This is a genomic window from Agrobacterium burrii (assembly GCF_017313405.1).
In the GTDB taxonomy this organism is placed as follows: domain Bacteria; phylum Pseudomonadota; class Alphaproteobacteria; order Rhizobiales; family Rhizobiaceae; genus Agrobacterium; species Agrobacterium burrii.
The window spans coordinates 567,109-585,421 of the sequence record NZ_JAFLNA010000002.1; the positions used below are offsets into that span (position 1 = coordinate 567,109).

Annotated in this window: 17 protein-coding genes and 1 riboswitch; of the genes, 8 read left to right on the top strand and 9 right to left on the bottom strand. The window is 60.7% G+C overall.

Features of this window, described 5'->3' with window-relative positions:
* Positions 1–48 precede the first annotated feature (48 nt).
* Both JZX89_RS06145 and JZX89_RS06150 read right to left on the bottom strand, forming a co-directional pair.
* Positions 49–1,422, bottom strand: coding sequence for an aspartate aminotransferase family protein (locus JZX89_RS06145; protein ID WP_207133418.1), 1,374 nt, complete (start codon positions 1,420–1,422; stop codon positions 49–51).
* Positions 1,423–1,436: 14 nt separating this feature from the next.
* Complete coding sequence (locus tag JZX89_RS06150) at positions 1,437–2,273, bottom strand: GNAT family N-acetyltransferase (RefSeq protein ID WP_207133419.1); 837 nt, start codon at positions 2,271–2,273, stop codon at positions 1,437–1,439.
* A 323-nt stretch (positions 2,274–2,596) separates the two neighbouring features.
* Here JZX89_RS06150 and JZX89_RS06155 point away from each other — a divergent pair, with 323 nt between their 5' ends.
* Together JZX89_RS06155 and JZX89_RS06160 are read left to right on the top strand one after the other, a co-directional pair.
* Positions 2,597–3,265, top strand: a complete 669-nt coding sequence (locus JZX89_RS06155) for a haloacid dehalogenase type II (RefSeq protein ID WP_207133420.1) — start codon at positions 2,597–2,599, stop codon at positions 3,263–3,265.
* Between the two features lie 14 nt (positions 3,266–3,279).
* Positions 3,280–4,554: an NAD(P)/FAD-dependent oxidoreductase gene (locus JZX89_RS06160; RefSeq protein ID WP_207133421.1), complete on the top strand. Its 1,275-nt coding sequence runs from the start codon at positions 3,280–3,282 to the stop codon at positions 4,552–4,554.
* Positions 4,555–4,648: 94 nt separating this feature from the next.
* On the opposite strand, the gene JZX89_RS06165 is transcribed toward JZX89_RS06160, so the two are convergent.
* The 6 genes from JZX89_RS06165 to argE form a co-directional block, all read right to left on the bottom strand.
* Positions 4,649–6,106, bottom strand: coding sequence for an NAD-dependent succinate-semialdehyde dehydrogenase (locus tag JZX89_RS06165; protein ID WP_207133422.1), 1,458 nt, complete (start codon positions 6,104–6,106; stop codon positions 4,649–4,651).
* A gap of 15 nt (positions 6,107–6,121) precedes the next feature.
* Positions 6,122–7,165: a tartrate dehydrogenase gene (locus JZX89_RS06170; RefSeq protein ID WP_207133423.1), complete on the bottom strand. Its 1,044-nt coding sequence runs from the start codon at positions 7,163–7,165 to the stop codon at positions 6,122–6,124.
* A 13-nt stretch (positions 7,166–7,178) separates the two neighbouring features.
* Positions 7,179–8,642: an aldehyde dehydrogenase family protein gene (locus tag JZX89_RS06175; RefSeq protein ID WP_207133424.1), complete on the bottom strand. Its 1,464-nt coding sequence runs from the start codon at positions 8,640–8,642 to the stop codon at positions 7,179–7,181.
* 192 nt (positions 8,643–8,834) lie between these two features.
* Positions 8,835–9,191, bottom strand: a complete 357-nt coding sequence (locus JZX89_RS06180) for a cupin domain-containing protein (protein WP_004438300.1) — start codon at positions 9,189–9,191, stop codon at positions 8,835–8,837.
* Between the two features lie 29 nt (positions 9,192–9,220).
* Positions 9,221–10,144 carry a 2-hydroxyacid dehydrogenase gene (locus JZX89_RS06185; protein ID WP_207133425.1) on the bottom strand — a complete coding sequence of 308 codons (924 nt, stop codon included), beginning with the start codon at positions 10,142–10,144 and terminating at the stop codon, positions 9,221–9,223.
* Positions 10,145–10,168: 24 nt separating this feature from the next.
* Positions 10,169–11,293: an acetylornithine deacetylase gene (argE, locus tag JZX89_RS06190; RefSeq protein WP_207133426.1), complete on the bottom strand. Its 1,125-nt coding sequence runs from the start codon at positions 11,291–11,293 to the stop codon at positions 10,169–10,171.
* A gap of 228 nt (positions 11,294–11,521) precedes the next feature.
* Between argE and JZX89_RS06195 the strand changes: the two genes are divergently transcribed.
* From JZX89_RS06195 to JZX89_RS06215, 5 genes are all read left to right on the top strand, one after another.
* Positions 11,522–12,400: a GNAT family N-acetyltransferase gene (locus JZX89_RS06195; RefSeq protein WP_207133427.1), complete on the top strand. Its 879-nt coding sequence runs from the start codon at positions 11,522–11,524 to the stop codon at positions 12,398–12,400.
* Positions 12,401–12,439: 39 nt separating this feature from the next.
* Positions 12,440–12,675: riboswitch (cobalamin riboswitch) on the top strand.
* A 160-nt stretch (positions 12,676–12,835) separates the two neighbouring features.
* Positions 12,836–13,867: an ABC transporter substrate-binding protein gene (locus tag JZX89_RS06200; protein ID WP_207133428.1), complete on the top strand. Its 1,032-nt coding sequence runs from the start codon at positions 12,836–12,838 to the stop codon at positions 13,865–13,867.
* Positions 13,864–14,892, top strand: a complete 1,029-nt coding sequence (locus JZX89_RS06205; protein WP_207133429.1) for a FecCD family ABC transporter permease — start codon at positions 13,864–13,866, stop codon at positions 14,890–14,892. The genes JZX89_RS06200 and JZX89_RS06205 overlap by 4 nt, the downstream gene beginning before the upstream one ends.
* Entirely contained in the window at positions 14,889–15,689 is an 801-nt protein-coding gene (locus tag JZX89_RS06210; RefSeq protein WP_207133430.1) for an ABC transporter ATP-binding protein, read from the top strand. Before JZX89_RS06205 ends, JZX89_RS06210 begins: the two co-directional genes overlap by 4 nt.
* Before the next feature lie 92 nt (positions 15,690–15,781).
* The gene (locus JZX89_RS06215) at positions 15,782–16,159 is read left to right on the top strand and encodes a pseudoazurin (protein ID WP_369809535.1); all 378 of its coding nucleotides are present in this window, start codon (positions 15,782–15,784) and stop codon (positions 16,157–16,159) included.
* A 17-nt stretch (positions 16,160–16,176) separates the two neighbouring features.
* Here JZX89_RS06215 and JZX89_RS06220 read toward each other — a convergent pair whose 3' ends face one another.
* Complete coding sequence (locus JZX89_RS06220) at positions 16,177–17,001, bottom strand: class I SAM-dependent methyltransferase (protein ID WP_207133432.1); 825 nt, start codon at positions 16,999–17,001, stop codon at positions 16,177–16,179.
* A gap of 112 nt (positions 17,002–17,113) precedes the next feature.
* Between JZX89_RS06220 and JZX89_RS06225 the strand changes: the two genes are divergently transcribed.
* Complete coding sequence (locus JZX89_RS06225; protein WP_207133433.1) at positions 17,114–18,247, top strand: ABC transporter substrate-binding protein; 1,134 nt, start codon at positions 17,114–17,116, stop codon at positions 18,245–18,247.
* Positions 18,248–18,313: the final 66 nt, after the last annotated feature.

The window sequence follows — 18,313 nt, forward strand, 5'->3', positions numbered from 1 at the left end:
GCGTCGCGACATTTAGAGAAGGTGTCGCGACACAGCCGGGTTGCCGCTTCAGGCCATCGCTGCCCGCACGGCAGGGTCTTCGAGCGTCTGGTCGAGGGTTTTAAGTGTCCGCTCGACAATCGCATCGATCTCGCTATCGGTGCAGCAAAGCGGCGGCGCATAGCCCAGAATGCCGTTTGCGAAGGCGCGCACGACAAGTCCGTTTTCCCAGGCGCGGTCGAAAACCTTGCGTGCGGGGGCCGCCGCTGCCGGCAGCGGGGTTTTCTTGTCCTTGTCGGTCACAAGCTCAACGGCAGCGAGCATGCCGCGTCCGCGCACATCGCCAACCAGCGGGTGGGCTCGAAGGCTCTCCAGCCCGGCCATCAGCCGTGCACCGGCGCGACGGCCGTTCTCCAGCAAGCCGCCTTCGTAAAGTTTCAGCACTTCCAGACCAACGGCGGCGCTGACGGGATGGGCTGAGTAAGTGTAACCGTGCCCGACGGCCGCATCGCCTGCGAAGTCGGCAATTGTATCATAAACATGGTCGGCCATGAAGAGCGCGCCCATCGGAACATAACCCGATGTCAGACCCTTTGCGGCAGTGATGAAGTCCGGCACGATATCTTCGTCGGTGCAGGCAAACAGCGGTCCGGTGCGGCCAAAGGCGGTGATGACTTCGTCAGCGACGAACAGGATGCCATAGGAGCGGCAGAGTTCGCGCATCGCCTTGATCCAGCCCGGCGGCGGCACCAGCACGCCGCCCGAGCCCTGGATAGGTTCGGCATAAAAAGCGGCGACCCGGTCCGGGCCGATGGCCTCGATCTTGTCCTTCAGGATTTGCAACGAAGAGGCGATGATGGCGGCCGGGTCGCTGCCGACCGGATTGCGATAGGCATAATGCGACGGGATTTTGTGCTGCCAGTCGTAAGGCACGCCGAAGCCGGCATGGAAAGCGGGCAGGGCGGTGAGGCCCGAACCGGCGGTGGTGGAGCCGTGATAACCCTGTTCGATGGAAATGAACTGGTCACGCTGTGGCTCACCCTTTGCATGCCAGTAATAACGGATGAAGCGGATGGTGCTGTCCACCGCGTCCGAACCGCCAAGCGTGAAATAGACGTGGTTGAGATCGCCGGGTGCACGGTCGGCAAGCTCGGAGGCGAGCCGGATGGCCGGTTCGCTGCCAATGTCGAAATAGGCGGTGGCATAGGGCAATTCCCGCATCTGTTTTGCCGCCGCTTCGACGATGCTGTCATGCCCGTAACCGGCATTAACGCACCAGAGACCGGCAAAACCATCGATCAGCTGATGGCCGGTCATATCGGTGATGGTGGCGCCTTTCGCTGATTTCAGCACGCGCACACCGAGCTTTTCATGGCCGCGGAAGGAAGAGACGGGGTGCACCAGATGGGCTCGGTCTAGTTCGATCAGTGAATTGCTTAACATGGGTCTCTCCAGATTTAGCCCAGTGCCTGGCTGGTCAATGCGAATGTTTTCAGTTTTTTGTCGGCAGGGATTTCGGCTTTGGCCCGGCGCATGGCGATGCCGCCGCCGACATGGCCAAGACCCTGTTTGGCAAGCCAGGGGCCGAGACCGGTATCCGCTGTGGTGTCCACACGCAGGAATGCGCCGGGGCGCTCGGAAAGCACGAAAGCGATCAGATCGCGGGCGATTTCAGCATTTTCCGCCACAACCGGGCCGATGACCTCGCCGCGACCGAAGGTGCGCAGGCCCACGAAACCCGTGATGACGCCTTGTTCTTTCACGACCGCGAACCGTGCCCTGTCGGTAAGTTGCGTAAAGAGTGCCGTGCGGTCTGCGCCGAAAGCCTGCGCATCAAGGGTGGCGAGTTCGGCCGGAACAATGGTCTCCGCCCACGCCACACCGGCTGGCTTATCGGTCGCAACCGGAATTCCCTGATGCTGGAGCACCTCGCCGCAGGCGGCAAATCCCAGCTTCTCATAAAGTGGCAGACCATCGGCGGTGGCGGTCAGGCGGCATTCGCGATTTTCGGCGGCATCGAGGGCTGCGTTCATCAACTGGCGTCCGAGGCCACGGCCGCGCATGGTCTCATCCACGATCACCATATTGACGGAGGCGCAGGTTTCTCCCAGAAGCGTTGCCATCGCGGTTCCGACGACACGCCCATTTTCCACCGCAACGAAGCCCTTGCTCAAGGAAAGGACCAGCGCCCAGTCTTCTTTCCTGTGTGGCCAGCCGGCCTGCCGGGAAAGTTCAACTGCCGCGTCGAGGTGTTCAGGCTCGAAATTCTGGATAGCGATCAGGCTGGCTTGCATGGCCCAACTCCGTTTATTCTGCTCATTCATTGATAGACCGGGGGTAAAAGAACATTGTCCCGACGAATGGCAAGGTTCGATATGTTTCACTGTTGCTTTTACCCGCCGCCGCATCTTATGCCGCGTGTTATTCGCTTTCGATGCCGGGGCAGGGGCGCACGGGAGGTCAGGAGATATGCCAACGCAACTCTCTGCCAAACTGGCGGCTGCATACGCAACAATCTGCTTCCGCTGATGGCAATTGCGGTGCGCCGACCGGGCAAAGGCTTTCTATGATCAATTCATTCCGGCACGGCCGATCTCCAAGCAAGGATGACGACGACATGACCATCTTCCGCCCGAAATACATTTCCTTCGATTGCTACGGCACGCTGATCAATTTCCAGATGGCCGAGGCCGCCCGAGATCTTTACAGTGATCGCCTCGACGAAGCGCAGATGCAGCAGTTCATCAAGAATTTTTCGGCCTACCGTCTGGATGAGATCATGGGCGACTGGAAGCCCTATGCGCAGGTCGTCCACAATTCCCTGTCGCGCAGCTGCAAGCGCAATGGCGTTGCGTTCAAGGATGAGGACGCGACCTTCGTTTACGAGCGCGTTCCGACCTGGGGTCCGCATGCGGATGTGCCGGCGGGTCTCGCCAAGGTGGCGAAGGAAATTCCGCTGGTCATCCTGTCCAACGCCATGAATTCGCAGATCATGTCGAATGTCGAAAAGCTCGGCGCGCCCTTCCATGCGGTCTACACGGCCGAGCAGGCGCAGGCCTACAAGCCGCGCTTCAAGCCTTTCGAATATATGTTCGACATGCTCGGCTGCGGCCCGGAAGATATGCTGCACGTTTCTTCCTCGTTCCGTTACGATCTGATGTCGGCCCATGATCTCGGCATCAAGAACAAGGTCTGGGTCAATCGCGGCCACGAGCCGGCCAACCCCTATTACGGTTATGTCGAGATCGCCGACATCTCCGGTCTCGCGGGCGTCGTCGGACTGTAAGGAAGGACTGGATCATGAAGCTCGTCTCCTATTGGCACGATACCGCGCCCCTGTTTGCGGGGGCGGCGCAGGGTCCTGTCGAGGGCCACTATGATGTGGCCGTCATCGGTGGCGGCTTCACGGGTCTGGGTGCTGCGCGCCAACTGGCCAAGGCCGGTGCGCGCGTCGTCGTTCTGGAAGGGCAGCGCGTCGGCTGGGGCGCTTCCGGCCGCAATGGCGGGCATCTCAACAATGGCCTTGCCCATTCCTATCTTTCCGCCAAGGCGGAACTGGGCAAGGAGCGCGCCATCGCTCTCTACAAGGCGCTGGATGATTCAGTCGATACGCTGGAAGCCCTGATTGCCGAGGAAGGCATCGATTGCAACTTTCGCCGTTCGGGCAAACTGAAACTTGCCTCCAAGCCGCAGCATTTCGAAGGTCTGGCCAAGAATTTCGAGGCGCTGCATGCCGAGGTCGATCCCGATACCGCACTTCTGTCCGCCGCCGATCTCAAGGCGGAAATCGGCTCGCCCTTTTATGGCGGCATGCTGTCGAAGAAAAGCGCCATGATGCATATGGGCCGTTATGTCGCCGGCCTTGCAGAAGCCGCCAGCCGCCACGGCGCGGTGATTTTCGAAAATGCGGCGGTGACGAAGCACATTCAGAACGGCAAGACCCACACGCTGGAAACGACACGCGGCAAAGTGACGGCCGACAATGTTCTGGTGGCGACCGGGGCCTACACACCCTCCGGCTTCAGCTATTTCCGCCGCCGCATCATCGCGGTCGGCAGCTTCATCATCGCCACGCGGCCGCTCACGGATGCCGAGGTCAAGGCATCGGTTCCGGGCAACCGCACCTATGTCAACTCCATGAATATCGGCAATTATTTCCGGCTGGCGCCGGATAACCGGCTGATCTTCGGCGGCCGCGCCCGCTTTTCCGCGACATCGGATCAGCGCTCGGATGCCAAGAGCGGCGCGATCCTGACGGAAAGTCTGCACCGCATCTTCCCGCAGCTGTCACATGTGCCGATCGATTATTGCTGGGGCGGTCTGGTCGATATGACCAAGGACCGTTATCCACGCGCCGGTTTTCATGACGGGGTATGGTACGCCATGGGCTATTCCGGCCACGGCGCGCAACTCTCCACCCATCTCGGCATGATCATGGCCGATGCCATCATGGGGCGGCCGGACAACAATCCGTTGAAGGGGCTGGACTGGCCGGCGGTGCCCGGCCATTTCGGCAAGCCGTGGTTCCTTCCGGTGGTGGGGCTTTATTACAAGATGCTGGACAAGTTTCAGTAGCTCAAAGCGGTCTCCGGGCCGCTTTTTTTATTGGCATTGGCGCAAAAAGAAGGGCCGCAGAGCGGCCCTTTAGGCGGGGAGAAAGAATGAGGGCTCAGGCAAGCCCGCCAATGTGGAACGTCTTGATTTCCAGATATTCTTCGATGCCGGCCTGCGCGCCTTCGCGGCCGAGGCCGGATTGCTTGACGCCGCCGAAGGGGGCGACTTCGGTGGAGATCGCGCCGGTGTTGAGGCCGACCATGCCGAATTCCAGCGCTTCGCCCACACGCCAGGCGCGTTTGAGGCTCTCCGTGTAGAAATAGGCGGCAAGGCCAAAGGGCGTGCCGTTGGCGATGGCGAGGGCTTCCTCTTCGGTCTCGAAACGGAAGAGCGGCGCGACGGGGCCGAAGGTCTCTTCGCTTGCCAGCCGCATCTGAGTGGTCGCTCCGGTCAGCACCACGGGTGCGGTATATTGCGGACCATCAGGCAGATCATGCGGCTTGGTGATGATCTTCGCGCCCTTGGAGATCGCGTCGTCGATATGGGCGCGGATCTTGGTAATCGCCGGTTCGTTGATCATCGGACCGATGGCAACGCCCGGCTCCGTTCCGGGGCCGACCCGCATGGCATCGACACGGTCAGCCAGTTTCTTCGCAAAGGCATCGTAAACGCCCGATTGAACGAGAATCCGGTTGGCGCAGACGCAGGTCTGGCCGCCATTGCGGAATTTCGAAACCAACGCGCCTTCGATGGCCAAATCCAGATCGGCATCGTCGAACACGATGAAGGGCGCGTTGCCACCAAGCTCCAGCGACAGTCGCTTGACGCTGTCGGCCGCACCGCGCATCAAAAGCGATCCGACGCGGGTGGAGCCGGTAAAGGAAATTTTCCGCACCGTCTCGTTGGCCATGATCTCGTTGCCGATTTCCGTCGGCATGCCGGTAACGATGTTGATGACACCTGTGGGAATGCCGGCCCGTTCGGCAAGCACGCCAAGCGCCAAGGCCGAATAGGGCGTGAATTCCGAAGGCTTGATGACGACGGTGCAGCCGGCGGCAAGGGCAGGTGCAACCTTGCGGGTGATCATCGCATTTGGGAAGTTCCACGGCGTGATGATGCCGCAGACGCCGACCGGCTCTTTGAGGACAACGATACGGCGATCCGGCGTCGGCGAGGGAATGGTGCCGCCGCTGATGCGCCGGGCCTCTTCCGCAAACCATTTGACGAAGGACGCGCCGTAGCGGATTTCACCTTTCGCCTCGTCCAGCGGCTTGCCCTGTTCGATGGTCAGGATCAGGCCGAGATCGTCGATATGCTCGATCATCAGCGCAAACCACTTTTCGAGAAGCGCTGCGCGCTCCGCGTGGGTTTTCTTTTTCCATGGCGCAAAGGCGGCATTGGCGGCTTCGATCGCCGCGCGGGTTTCCGCGCCGCCCATATCCGGCACGGTGCCGATCACCGCCTGTGTCGCCGGGTCGATCACATCGACCACCTTGCCCGATGCCGCCGCTTTCCATACGCCGCCGATCAAGCCTGTCTGGCGAAAGAGGTCCTTGTCCTTCAAACCCTGCATCATCTGTCTCCGAAATCAGTCGAGCGCCGCGAGAACTGCGGCAGTAATGGCGTCCGTCTTGTCCTTGCCCGGCACGGTGCCGATGCCCTGGCCAGTTGCCTTTTCGAGCGCCGCCATGATCTTCGCGGCCGCATCATGTTCGCCGAGATGATCGAGCATCATCGCGCCGGACCAGATGGCGGCAATCGGGTTGGCGATGCCGAGATGGGCGATATCGGGGGCCGAACCGTGCACCGGCTCGAACATCGACGGAGCGCTGCGGTCGGGATTGATATTGGCGGAGGCGGCAAAACCGAGACCGCCCTGAATGGCGGCACCCAGATCGGTCAGAATATCGCCGAACAGGTTAGAGGCGACCACGACATCGAGGCTTTCCGGGGCCATCACCATGCGCGCTGCCATGGCGTCGATATGGTAGCTCGAAACCTCGACGTCAGGATATTCCGCGGCGAGCTTTTGCGTCACCTCGTCCCAGAACACCATCGAATATTTCTGGGCATTGGACTTGGTGACGGAAGCGAGCTTGCCGCGACGTTTCTGTGCCTGCTCGAAGCCGAAGCGCAAAATGCGCTCCACGCCCTTGCGGGTGAAGATCGAGGTTTCGACGGCTACTTCGTCGTCCGTGCCCTGATGCACGCGCCCGCCGGCACCGGAATATTCACCCTCGGTATTTTCACGAATGCAGAGAATGTCGAAGCCATCGGCTTTCAGCGGCCCCTGCACGCCGGGCAGAAGTCGGTGCGGGCGGATATTGGCATATTGCACGAAAGCCTTGCGGATCGGCAGCAGCAGGCCGTGCAGCGATACCGAATCCGGCACCTGCGCCGGCCAGCCGACAGCGCCGAGCAGAATGGCGTCGAAACCGCGCAGGGTCTCGATGCCGTCCTTGGGCATCATCGCGCCGGTTTCCTTGTAGAAGGCGCAGGACCAGGGGAACTCGGTGCCTTCAAGCGCAAAACCGGCAGTTTTGGCGGCGGCGTTGAGCACCTGCCACGCGGCGTCCGTCACGCTTTTGCCGATGCCGTCTCCGGGAATGAGTGCGATGCGATGCGTTTTCAAGTCGTTTCCCCTGTTACAGTCCGATGAGGACACTTTTGCTCTTGCGGTTGGCGAGATAGGCCTCCCGTCCGAGATCCTTGCCGATGCCGGAGCGTTTGTAACCGCCGGTCGGCAAAATATGGTCGCGCGAGCGGCCATAGCGATTAACCCAGATCGTTCCCGCCTGAATGGCGCGCGACAGGCGCATGACACGCGAAATATCCCGGCTGAAAAGACCCGCCGCCAGACCGTAGGTCGGATGATCGGCAAGCGCCAGTGCCTCTTCTTCCGTGCGGAAGGTTTGCAGCGTCAGCACCGGCCCGAAGATTTCTTCTGTCACGGCAGGCGAGGTCTGGTCGACATTGGCGATCAGCGTCGGCTGGTAGAAATAGCCGGGGCCGTCCATGTTTGCACCACCCGTCAGGCATTCGCCGCCATCGGCGACGGCGGCCTGCACGATGCTGTCGATGCGCTTGCGCTGGACGTCGGAAATGATCGGCGAATATTGTGTCGCCTCGTCCCATGTCGGGCCGGGCTTTACCGCCTTCATGCGGGCGATGATCGCCGCCGAAAGGGCGTCGGCCGCACTTTCCTCAACGATGATGCGTGAACCGGCCACACAGGCCTGCCCGGCATTGGAGAGAATATTGCCGGCAATCGCTGCCGCCGCCTTTTCGATATCCGCATCGGCAAACACCAGCTGTGGGCTTTTGCCGCCAAGTTCCAGCGTCATCGGCTTGATGCCGGTGCGGGCGACATTGGCCATGATGGCGCTGCCTGCGGCGGTGGAGCCGGTGAAGCTCACTTTCGAAATGTCGGGGTGTCCGGTAATCGCGTTGCCCGTCACCGCGCCATCACCCAAAACGATGTTGATGAGACCTGCCGGCAATCCGGCCTTGATGGCCAGTTGCGCCATGAAAACGCAGGAGAATGGCGTCATTTCCGATGGTTTGAGCACCACGGCATTGCCGGCGGCCAAGGCCGGGCCAAGCTTCCAGCCGGCCATGGAGACAGGATAATTCCACGGCGTGATGGCGCCGACGACGCCATAGGGCTCCGTCATGATCATGCCGAGGCTTGTGTCGTCGGTCGGCACCAGATCTCCGCCTTCCTTGTCCGCAAACTCGGCAAAGAAGCGGATTTGTTCGGCGGTAACGGCAATATCGCCGGCAATCAGGTGGCCCACGGGCCGCGTCGAGGACAGCGCCTCGATTTTCGCCAGCGTCTCGGCTTCCGCTTCGATCAGGTCGGCCCAGCGTTGCAAAACCTTGGTGCGTTCACGCGGACGCACGCCGCCCCAGTTGCTGCTTTTCAGCGCCGCCTTGGCGGTTTGCACCGCCTCGTCCACCAACGCCGCATCCGCCTTCGGGCAGCCGGCATATTCGATGCCGTCAGACGGGCGATGCATGTCGATGCCGTTTTTAGCCGTGATCAGCCGGTCGCCGATGAAGTGGCCGATCGGCAGGGATAGGCTGTCTGGATCGAAGCTGAGCGTCATGGGAAATCCTCTGTGGATATGCCCTTCAAACTACTTCCTGCCGGCAAGCGAGATCGACCGACTGCGGCGGGGACGGTGAACGAAAATCCCGTTTTGTCACCGGCAGACAGCGCAATCTTCGGCGATGCGCTGCCTGTGGTGTTTTTCCGGTTTCCGCGACCGCGACTGATTTCGAAAATGCCGGGTTTCACCTCATCCGTTCACTGTTACGTAAATCTTGCGCACCGTCTCGATGGTCTTCCAGACGCCAACGAAACCCGGCTTCATGACGAAGCTGTCGCCTGCCGTATAACGCTGCGGTTCGCCGCCATCAGGGGTGATTTCGATGACGCCGGCCAGAATATGGCAGAACTCGAAGGTTTCGCCCTTGATCGAGCGGCTTTCGCCTGGGGTCGCTTCCCAGATGCCGGTTTTTACGGTGCCGTCGCGGGCTTCGTCCAACGCCCAGGTCTTGAACGAGGGATCGCCGGCGATGAGGCGTTCCGGCAAGGCCTTGGAGGCCTTCGGCTCGAAATCGGGATTGGTGTCGATGGGCTTGAGAAGCGGCATGGATTTTCCTTTCAGAGATGGGTGGCTGATCAATATCCGCGGCTGCGGTCGACGAGGCCGAGCGGTTCGAGACCGGCTTCGTATCGTCTGATGTTATCAACGACGGTGCGGGCGGCGGAATGGGGTTGGGTGACGCTGGCAATATGCGGCGTCAGCAGAATTTTCGGATGCGTCCAGAAACGGTGGCCTTCCGGCAGGGGTTCGGGATCGGTGACGTCGATCACGGCGCCTGAAAGCCTGCCGCTATCCAGCGTGTCGATGAGGGCGTCATGGTCGAGCTGCCTGCCGCGCCCGGCGTGAACCAGAGCCGCGCCTTCGGGGAGCGAATTCAGACGTTCGGCATTCAGAAGTCCGGTCGTCTCGTCGGTCAGCGGCAGCAGGCAGACCAGAATATCGCTGGTGGAGAGGATGGTGCCCAATCCCTCATCGCCATGATGACAGGTGACGCCATCGATATTGCGCGGCGAGCGGCTCCAGCCGGACAGTGGAAAACCGAAAGGTTTCAGCCGCTCCAGTGCTGCAACACCCAGCATGCCGAGGCCGAGAATGCCTACCCGGCACTCTTCCGCCTGACGCTGGGGCAGGGCTTTCCACAATTGCTGGCGCTGCTGTTGCAAATAGACCGGCAGGTTGCGGTGAAGGGCAAGCACGCCGAGGCAGACATATTCCTGCATCATGCGAATGATGCCTTCATCCACCATGCGCACGACCTTTACCGTGTCCGGGATGGCCTCGATGTGAAACTGATCGACACCCGCGCCGATCGAAAAGAGCACTTCGAGATTGCGATATCGGGCGATATCGTCAGGCACCGTCCAGGTGATGAGATAACGCACCGCATCGGGATCGACGCTCGAAACATCCATCGAAAACGGCAGATTGGGAAACTCTGCGGCCAGGGCCTGCCGGAAGATTTCACCGCGTTTTGCGTCGGAATTGAAGAGAAAGGTCATCTGAAATCCATATGTCCCGAAGTTTTAAACCGCGCAGCGGTGGCCGAGCGTTTCCAGCATCGATTGGCAGGCTGAAAGCTCAGCCGCCGTAATGAACTCGTCCGGTTTGTGGGCGCGGCCGATATCGCCCGGCCCGCAGATGATGGCATCGATGCCCGCCGCCTGAAAAAGCCCGGCTTCCGTGCCGTAGCTGACGGCTGCGAGGTTGGGGGTGCCGGTCAGTTCCTCCAGAAGCACGGCGAGCGGTGCATCGGCTGGAAGCGACAGCGCGGGGTAAGCGCTCATCGGTGTCCATTCGATATCGACGCCCTTTGCGGCAAGCGCTTCGACGGCGCTTTGTACCGGCTCCAGCAGGGCGAGCGGGGAGACGCTCGAAATTGCCCGCGCTTCCAGTTCTATGGCGCAATGATCGGGGATGATGTTGATTGCCTGCCCGCCTTTGACCGTGCCAATCTGCAAGGAGGAGTAGGGCGGTTCGAAGGTCGCTTCGAACGGTCCCCGCGTCAGCACATCGGCGGTGTCGACTGCTTTCGCCATGATGCCTGTCATCAGGTGAATGGCGTTCACCCCCTGATCTGGACGCGACGAGTGGCCTGACCGACCACGCAGCGTGATGCGCGCTGCGGCCTTGCCCTTGTGGGCGCGAACGGCGCGCATATTGCTTGGCTCGCCGATGATCGCGCCTGCCGGCGGGGCGCACAACTCCGGCAATCTGGCGATGAGATGGGGAACGCCGCGACAGCCCGCTTCTTCGTCATAGGAAAAGGCGATATGTATCGGTCGTTTCAGCGACATGCGCGAAAATGCCGGTGCTGCGGCGAGAACCGTGGCGAGAAAACCTTTCATGTCTGTGGTGCCGCGTCCGTATAGCCGGTCGCCTTCGGTTCTGAGCGTAAACGGATCGGAGGTCCATTCCGGTTCACCGGCCGGCACCACATCCATGTGGCCGGAGAGGATATAACCGGCGCGATCGGCTGGACCAAAAGTGGCGAAGAGATTGGCGCGGTCGCCCTCCGGTCCCGGCAATAGCGAGACTTTCGCGCCGTGGCTTTCCAGATAATCCGCAATCCATCCGGCAATATCGCCATTGGCGGTTCCGACGATGGACGGGAAGGCGACGAGACGCTCAAGGATTTCGATTGCGTTCATGGTCTTCCCCACTGGCCGGCCGTTTATGCTGGCCGGATTATTCATCGCAGAAGCTTAGAGTGGCCGACGGCGTTTATCTGCTGAAATGCCGACGATTTCGGTAGATTGTTGTGTCCTTCCAGTGCTTTCAGAAAATTCGTGCTGGCGAGGCTGGTTATCTTCGGATGTCATGGGCTGGGCTGCCGGGACCCCAAGGTTCCGCGCCGGAGGGAATGAGAGCCGTTTGCTATGGAGCTGCTCAAAGTCGATAGTTTCGAATTGCGGACCGTGGATATCGCCGATGTGGAGGCCGATCATCTGCATGCCTTGTCCATGGCTGTCGGATGGCGTTATCACGCCAATGAATGGTGTTTCCTGAGGCAATGCGGCGTCGGCCTTGCCGCACTGGATGAGATCGACCGCGTCGTCGCAACCGCCATGCTTTTTCCCTATGATCCGAATTTCGCGACGCTTGGCATGGTCATCGTTTCTCCCCGCCTGCAGGGTCGGGGCGTCGCACCCTGGCTTGTGCGGCAGCTTTCGGCAAAATATCCTGCCGCCGCCTTGCGGTTGAATGCAACGGAGGTGTCGCGGCGACTTTTTTCCTCGCTGGGTTTTGCCGGAGATACGGAAAAGGTGCATCTCCTGCGGGGCAAGGCGCATTGCGCTATCGAGACGCCGCAGCTCGGCAGAAAACAGCGGATCGAGCCGCTTTCGGAAGATCAACTTTCTGCCGTGGAGGATCTGGATCAGGCAGCTTTCGGCGTTTCGCGCCGGGGCGTCCTGCAACGTCTGCTGCGGGAGAATGCCGGTTACGGCCTGTTCGAGGCGGACCGTCTTGTCGCCTTTGCACTGCGCCGGGCGGCGGGGCGGGGCCATATTGTCGGCCCGGTCGTTGCGGGTGACGAGGCGGATGCGATCGCGCTGGTCAGGCGGCATTTTGCCGATCTGGAGGGGCAACTTGTCCGGCTCGACGCCGTGCGCGACAGCGGTCTTCTCACCGATTTTCTGGCGCAATCCGGGCTGGTGGAGATCGAAACACTCACCACCATGTCGAAAAACGCGCCGCAACCGGCCGGTTTTGGTGCGGGACAAATTTTCGCGTTGGCAGGCCCGTCTTTGTGCTGAGCTGCGGCACTATCGCAATTGACGCCCCGCTTCTTGCGCCGTATGTGAGAAAGCGACGGTTCCTGCAGCCGAAAGGCGAAGGGATTAATAGGGAACATGGTGCGGGTGATGATGATCGCCCAATGCCGTGGCTGCCCCCGCAACTGTAAGCGGATTGCCGTTCATCCTCGTGACGCTTCAAAGGCGTCATGCCACTGCATTCTGTGGAATGCGGGAAGGCAGATGAGCGGCGTAAATTCGTGAGCCAGGAGACCTGCCGTCAAAATATGAACCATCGTTACGGGCGGGGAAGCCCGGAGGAGGAAATTGTAATGTTATTTCATAACATTTGGTTTGCGTCCCGTCGTTGTTCTCCGTACAAGACGTTCCGCTGTTGCTGCGCGTTCTAACGCCTGCTGCTCTGGAACAAGCGATTTAATTTCGACTGGAGAACACATGTTTATTTCTGGACGCCTGCCGGCCTATGCCGGCTTTCTGGCCGCTGCGCTTGCGGCTTTGCCTGTCGCTTCCGCCCATGCTGCGCAAACGGTCTATCCCCTGACGATCAACAGCTGCGGTCAGGACATCACCTTCAAACAGGCGCCCGCCCGCACCGTATCCGTCGGCCAGAGCACGACCGAAGTGCTCTATCTTCTCGGCGTTGCCGACAGGGTGGTAGGCACCGCGCTGTGGATCGGCCCGGTTCTGAAGGGTTACGAGGAAGCCAATGCCAGGGTGGAGCGGCTGGCCGACAATGATCCGAGTTTCGAGGCCGTCGTCGGCAAGAGGCCGGATCTGGTGACGACGCAGTTCCAGTGGCAGATCGGCCCGGAAGGTGTTGTCGGTACGCCGGCGCAATTTGCCGAGCTGGGTATTCCCGTCTATACCTCGCCTGCCGATTGCGTCGGCAAGGACAATTCCGGCGGCGGTGACGGCGTGCGCAAGACCGGTTTCACCATGGATCTGATCTATCAGGAAGTCCGCGATCTCGCCAAGATCTTCAACGTGCAGGATCGCGGTGAAGAGGTCGTTGCCGACCTGAAGAAGCGCGAGGAAGCCGCCCGCGCCAAGATCGCCTCGGCGAATGGCAAGCTTTCGGCCGTCTTCTGGTTCTCCAGCGCCGAACTGGATATCGACCCTTATGTAGCGGGCCGCCATGGCGCGCCTGGTTACATCATGTCGGCACTCGGGCTGACCAATATCATCGAAAGCGATGAGGAATGGCCGACCGTCGGCTGGGAAACCATCGCCAAGGCCAACCCGTCTGTCATCGTCGCCGGCAAGATGGACCGTCGTCGTTTCCCCGCCGATGACGTGGCGGTCAAGCACAAGTTCCTCGCAACCGATCCCGTGGCCAGCATCATGCCCGCCGTCACGCAAGGTCATGTCTTTGACATGGATGCGCAGGCGATGAACCCGACCATCCGCACGATCGAAGGCATTGAAACGCTGGCCGAAGCGATCTCGGCTGCCGGCCTCGCCAAGTGAACGGTCTTTCCGTCAATCTCGGCAGGGCGGGGCTGGCTTTTGCCGCACTCGCCCTGCTGCTCGTCGCGCTGATGGCCGGAGCGGCGATCGGCGAGACCGCCATTCCGTTCGATGTGGTGGCGAAAACCATTGCCAACCGCGTCTTCCATGCGGGTTACCCGCTGGAGCCGCTGGATGAAGGCATCGTCTGGAGTTACCGTCTCAGCCGCGCCGTTGTTGCCGCCTGTTGCGGTGCTTCGCTGGCGCTTGCCGGTGCAGTGCTGCAATCGCTTCTGCGCAACCCGCTTGCCGATCCCTATATTCTCGGCATTTCCGCAGGCGCTTCCACCGGCGCGGTGGCCGTGGCGCTCTTGGGTTTTGGCGCAGGGTTCCTGACCATGCCGGCTGGCGCGCTGATCGGAGCTTTCGTGGCGTTCTCGCTGGTCAGCCTGCTGGCGGTGCGGGCGGGACACGGCAACAGCGCCATCATTCTGGCGGGGGTGGCCGGTTCACAGTTATTCAATGCCATGACCTCGTTCATCGTCACCAAATCCGCCAATGCCGAGCAGGCGCGCGGTATCATGTTCTGGCTTCTGGGCAATCTTTCCGGTGTGCGCTGGCCGGATGTCTGGCTGGCTCTGCCGGTCTGTATTGCCGGTCTTGCGGTGTGCCTCTGGTATTCCCGCGCGCTGGATGCCTTTGCCTTCGGCGGTCAGGCAGCCGCCTCGCTTGGCATTCCGGTGCGCCGGACCTATGCGGTGCTCATTTCGGTTTCGGCGATCATGACGGCGGTCATGGTGTCGCTGGTCGGTTCCATCGGCTTCGTCGGTCTCGTCATTCCCCATGCGGCGCGCATTTTCGTCGGCGTTCGCCACGGGTTGCTGCTGCCGGTAACGGCGCTGACCGGCGCGGTGTTCATGATCGTCGCCGATATTCTCTCGCGCATCGCCATTCCCGGTCAGGTGCTGCCGATCGGCGTGATTACCGCGCTCGTCGGCGCGCCGGCTTTCGCCTTCATCCTCGGGCAGAAAAGGGGGCGTTCATGAAATTATCCGCCCACGACCTGCATTTCCACGCCGGCAATGTCGATATTGTCAGCGGTGTTTCGCTCGATGTCGGGTCCGGGGAGTTTCTGGGCATTATCGGCCCGAACGGTTCCGGCAAAAGCACGCTGCTTTCCATGCTGGCCGGCATCCGCAAGCCGCGCCGAGGCCATGTCACGCTTGGTGAGGAGCCGCTTGCCTCCTTCGGGCGGCGTGAACTGGCGCGCCGGCTGGCCTTTGTGGAACAGCAGGCCGAAACCACCGAGCGCATCACCGCCCGACAAGCCGTGGAACTGGGGCGCACGCCCTATCTCGGCCCGCTTTCCGCCTGGTCGGCCAGTGACGATGCCATCGTTGATGCCGCGCTCGACAATGTCGATATGGCGGACAAGGCGCAACGATACTGGCACCATCTTTCCGGCGGCGAACGACAGCGCCTGCATATCGCCCGCGCCTTGGCACAACAGCCGCATATCCTGCTGCTGGATGAGCCGACCAACCATCTCGATATCGGCCACCAGATCGGCCTGCTCGATCTGGTGCGGCGGCAGGGGCTGACGGTTGTGGCGGCGTTGCATGATCTCAATCACGCCGCGATGTTCTGCGACCGCGTCGCCATCATGCATTGCGGCCAGATGATCGCGGCCGGTCCACCGCGCGAGGTTCTCACATCGGCGACGATCGCCGATGTTTTCGGGGTGCAGTCCGTCGTCTCCACGGATGAGGGCGGCTTTTCCCATATTCGTTTTCTGCCGGCGCATGGAGCGGCCGATCAGACAAAGAAAGCACTGGTACGATGACGAGATCGAAAAAACTTCGCCTTGGCTTGCAGCCGCGTAGCGCTCTGGCTGGAATTATCTTGGTGCTGGCCACGGGTCTTCCCTTGCAGGCCATGGCCGAAACCTTCGAGGTGAAAATGCTGAACCGGGGCGAAAAAGGCCCGATGGTGTTCGAGCCCGATTTTCTGGAGATTGCCCCCGGCGATCGCGTGCGCTTCGTACCCACCCATAAGAGCCACAATGCAGCGACCATCGACGGCATGATTCCTGATGGTGCCGAGGGTTTCAAGAGCCGGATCAACGACGAATTCGAGACTGCTTTCGACAGGCCGGGCTTTTACGGCATCAAATGCTCGCCGCATTACGGCATGGGTATGGTCATGCTGATCAAGATGGGGGAGGCGACCTTGCCGCAGAGCTACAGGACGGTCGACGTGCCCGGACGCGCCAAGCCCCGGCTGGACGATCTCTTTGAGCAGGCCGAAAAATGAGACGGCTCTGGCCGTCCTCAGTCTTTCGCGGACATATCCGGCTTCACGGCGCAGACCGCATAACGGTGCTGCAGGCCACGCAGAATGCCCTTCAGCAGGCTGAAGTTTTTCGACTGGGCGCGATGGATGGCCTGAAGATCCTGATCGACCGCAACGGGTTCGAAACCCGTAGCGCGCAACAGCGCCGCGACATCACCGGCCCGCGCGCCGCTGGAAAAATAGACCCGTGAAAGAATGCTGTTGAAAGCATTGCCCGGATCCGCTGGCTTGTGCGGCTGGTCCGGTTTCAAGAGGCCGATGCCTTCCAGACCTGCGGCCAGTTTCTTGACGAGTTTTTCGCGCCAGCCGGTATTGACGAAATCGCCGTCGACAATCAGCAGCCGCCCGCCCGGTTTTAGCACGCGGAACCATTCGGCGAAGCTTGCCTGTGGGTCCACCAGTGTCCAGACGAGATGACGCGTGATGATGACATCGGCGCTTTCATCCGGCTCCATGGTATTTTCGGCATCGCCGACAAAAAAGCGAATGTTGCGCCCGCGGGTTTTGGCTTTTTCGCGGGCAAGCGCCAGCATGGTTTCCGACCAGTCCATGCCGGTGACCTGAAAACCGAGATCGTCCATCAGATGCGAGATGACGCCGGTTCCGCTGGCGAGATCGAGCGCCTTGCGGCCCTCTCCCTGTCCCAGATGCTTCAAAAGCAGCGCATGCCAGGCTTTACGCTCATCTTCGGAAAAAATCTCGTGTCCGGGGGAAAGATCGAAGGTCGCGGCGCGGCCGGACCAATAGGCTTTGATTTCATCTCGCAGGCTGTCGTTCTTGCCATACTGGATTGTGTCGATCATCGGGTTCAACTCATGTGCCGGTTAGTTAAGAATGGCTCTAAAACATAAATCTTGACTAGTATAGTCAGAAAATAATACAGCCGCGCCAGTCAACACTGGAGAGCAATATCCGATGCGCATCTCAGCCAAATCCACGGCACTTGCCCTTGGCCTTCTCGTATCCGCCGCCTGGCCGGCATTGGCCGAAAAGGTCACCGTCAAGGATGTGACCGGCCGGGATGTCGAAGTCAATGTTCCCGTTTCGCACGTCATTCTCGGCGAAGGCCGGCAGATTTATTTCCTGGCGGCGCTCGACAAGGAGAACCCTTTCCAGCACGTCGTCGGCTGGCGCGATGACCTGGCGAAGGCCGATCCGGAAACCTATGACGCCTATCTTGCCAAATATCCTGAGATTGCCAAGCTGCCGACCTTCGGCGGCATGAAGGACGGCACTTTCGACGTCGAGCAGGCCGTTGCGCTGAAGCCGGACGTGATCCTGATGAATATCGACGCCAAGACGGCGACCGAAGAGGCCGGCTACATCGAAAAGCTTGCCAAGGTTGGCATTCCCCTTGTTTATGTCGACTTCCGCGAAAAGCCGATGGAAAATACCGAGCCGAGCATGCGCCTGATGGGCAAGCTGACGGGCAAGGAAAAGATCGCCGAGGACTTCATCAAGCTCCGCGCCGACTCCATCGCCAAGGTCACCGATACGCTCGAAAAGGCCAATCCGAGGAAGCCGGTCGTCTTCGTAGAGCGCGCCGGTGGTTACTCCGACGATTGCTGCATGTCCTTCGGCAACGAGAATTTCGGCAAGATGGTCGAACTTGCCGGCGGCATCAACATGGCGAAAGACATCATTCCCGGCACCTTCGGCACCGTCAATCCGGAACAGATCATCGCCTCCAACCCGGAGCAGATCATCATCACCGGCGGCAACTGGAACGGTTATGTTCCCGGCGGCAACTGGGTCGGCGTTGGTTATGGTGCTGATGTCAAGGAAGCGCATCGTAAGCTGGAAAACCTCACCAAGCGCCCGGCTTTCACCGGCGTGCAGGCTGTGAAGGACGGCAATGTCCACGCCATCTGGCACCAGTTCTACAACAACCCGTACCAGTTCGTGGCCATTCAGGAAATCGCCAAGTGGCTGCATCCTGATCTCTTTAAGGATCTCGATCCCGAGGCGACCTTCAAGGAATTGCATGCCCGCTTCCTGCCGCTTGACTACAAGCCCGGCTACTTCGTGTCGCTGAAGGATGCGAAATAAGACAGGGACGGTGAAGAGGAGCGCCGTCCGTTCGATGGATGAAGCCGCAGCCATGCGGCTTCATCA

What these genes read in the sequence shown, in the direction of transcription:
- JZX89_RS06145 (WP_207133418.1), bottom strand. Translation starts at nt 1,422, where the DNA reads ATGTTAAGCAATTCACTGATCGAACTAGACCGAGCCCATCTGGTGCAC.
- JZX89_RS06150 (WP_207133419.1), bottom strand. Translation starts at nt 2,273, where the DNA reads ATGCAAGCCAGCCTGATCGCTATCCAGAATTTCGAGCCTGAACACCTC.
- JZX89_RS06155 (WP_207133420.1), top strand. Translation starts at nt 2,597, where the DNA reads ATGACCATCTTCCGCCCGAAATACATTTCCTTCGATTGCTACGGCACG.
- JZX89_RS06160 (WP_207133421.1), top strand. Translation starts at nt 3,280, where the DNA reads ATGAAGCTCGTCTCCTATTGGCACGATACCGCGCCCCTGTTTGCGGGG.
- JZX89_RS06165 (WP_207133422.1), bottom strand. Translation starts at nt 6,106, where the DNA reads ATGCAGGGTTTGAAGGACAAGGACCTCTTTCGCCAGACAGGCTTGATC.
- JZX89_RS06175 (WP_207133424.1), bottom strand. Translation starts at nt 8,642, where the DNA reads ATGACGCTCAGCTTCGATCCAGACAGCCTATCCCTGCCGATCGGCCAC.
- JZX89_RS06180 (WP_004438300.1), bottom strand. Translation starts at nt 9,191, where the DNA reads ATGCCGCTTCTCAAGCCCATCGACACCAATCCCGATTTCGAGCCGAAG.
- JZX89_RS06185 (WP_207133425.1), bottom strand. Translation starts at nt 10,144, where the DNA reads ATGACCTTTCTCTTCAATTCCGACGCAAAACGCGGTGAAATCTTCCGG.
- argE (WP_207133426.1), bottom strand. Translation starts at nt 11,293, where the DNA reads ATGAACGCAATCGAAATCCTTGAGCGTCTCGTCGCCTTCCCGTCCATC.
- JZX89_RS06195 (WP_207133427.1), top strand. Translation starts at nt 11,522, where the DNA reads ATGGAGCTGCTCAAAGTCGATAGTTTCGAATTGCGGACCGTGGATATC.
- JZX89_RS06200 (WP_207133428.1), top strand. Translation starts at nt 12,836, where the DNA reads ATGTTTATTTCTGGACGCCTGCCGGCCTATGCCGGCTTTCTGGCCGCT.
- JZX89_RS06210 (WP_207133430.1), top strand. Translation starts at nt 14,889, where the DNA reads ATGAAATTATCCGCCCACGACCTGCATTTCCACGCCGGCAATGTCGAT.
- JZX89_RS06215 (WP_369809535.1), top strand. Translation starts at nt 15,782, where the DNA reads ATGGCCGAAACCTTCGAGGTGAAAATGCTGAACCGGGGCGAAAAAGGC.
- JZX89_RS06220 (WP_207133432.1), bottom strand. Translation starts at nt 17,001, where the DNA reads ATGATCGACACAATCCAGTATGGCAAGAACGACAGCCTGCGAGATGAA.
- JZX89_RS06225 (WP_207133433.1), top strand. Translation starts at nt 17,114, where the DNA reads ATGCGCATCTCAGCCAAATCCACGGCACTTGCCCTTGGCCTTCTCGTA.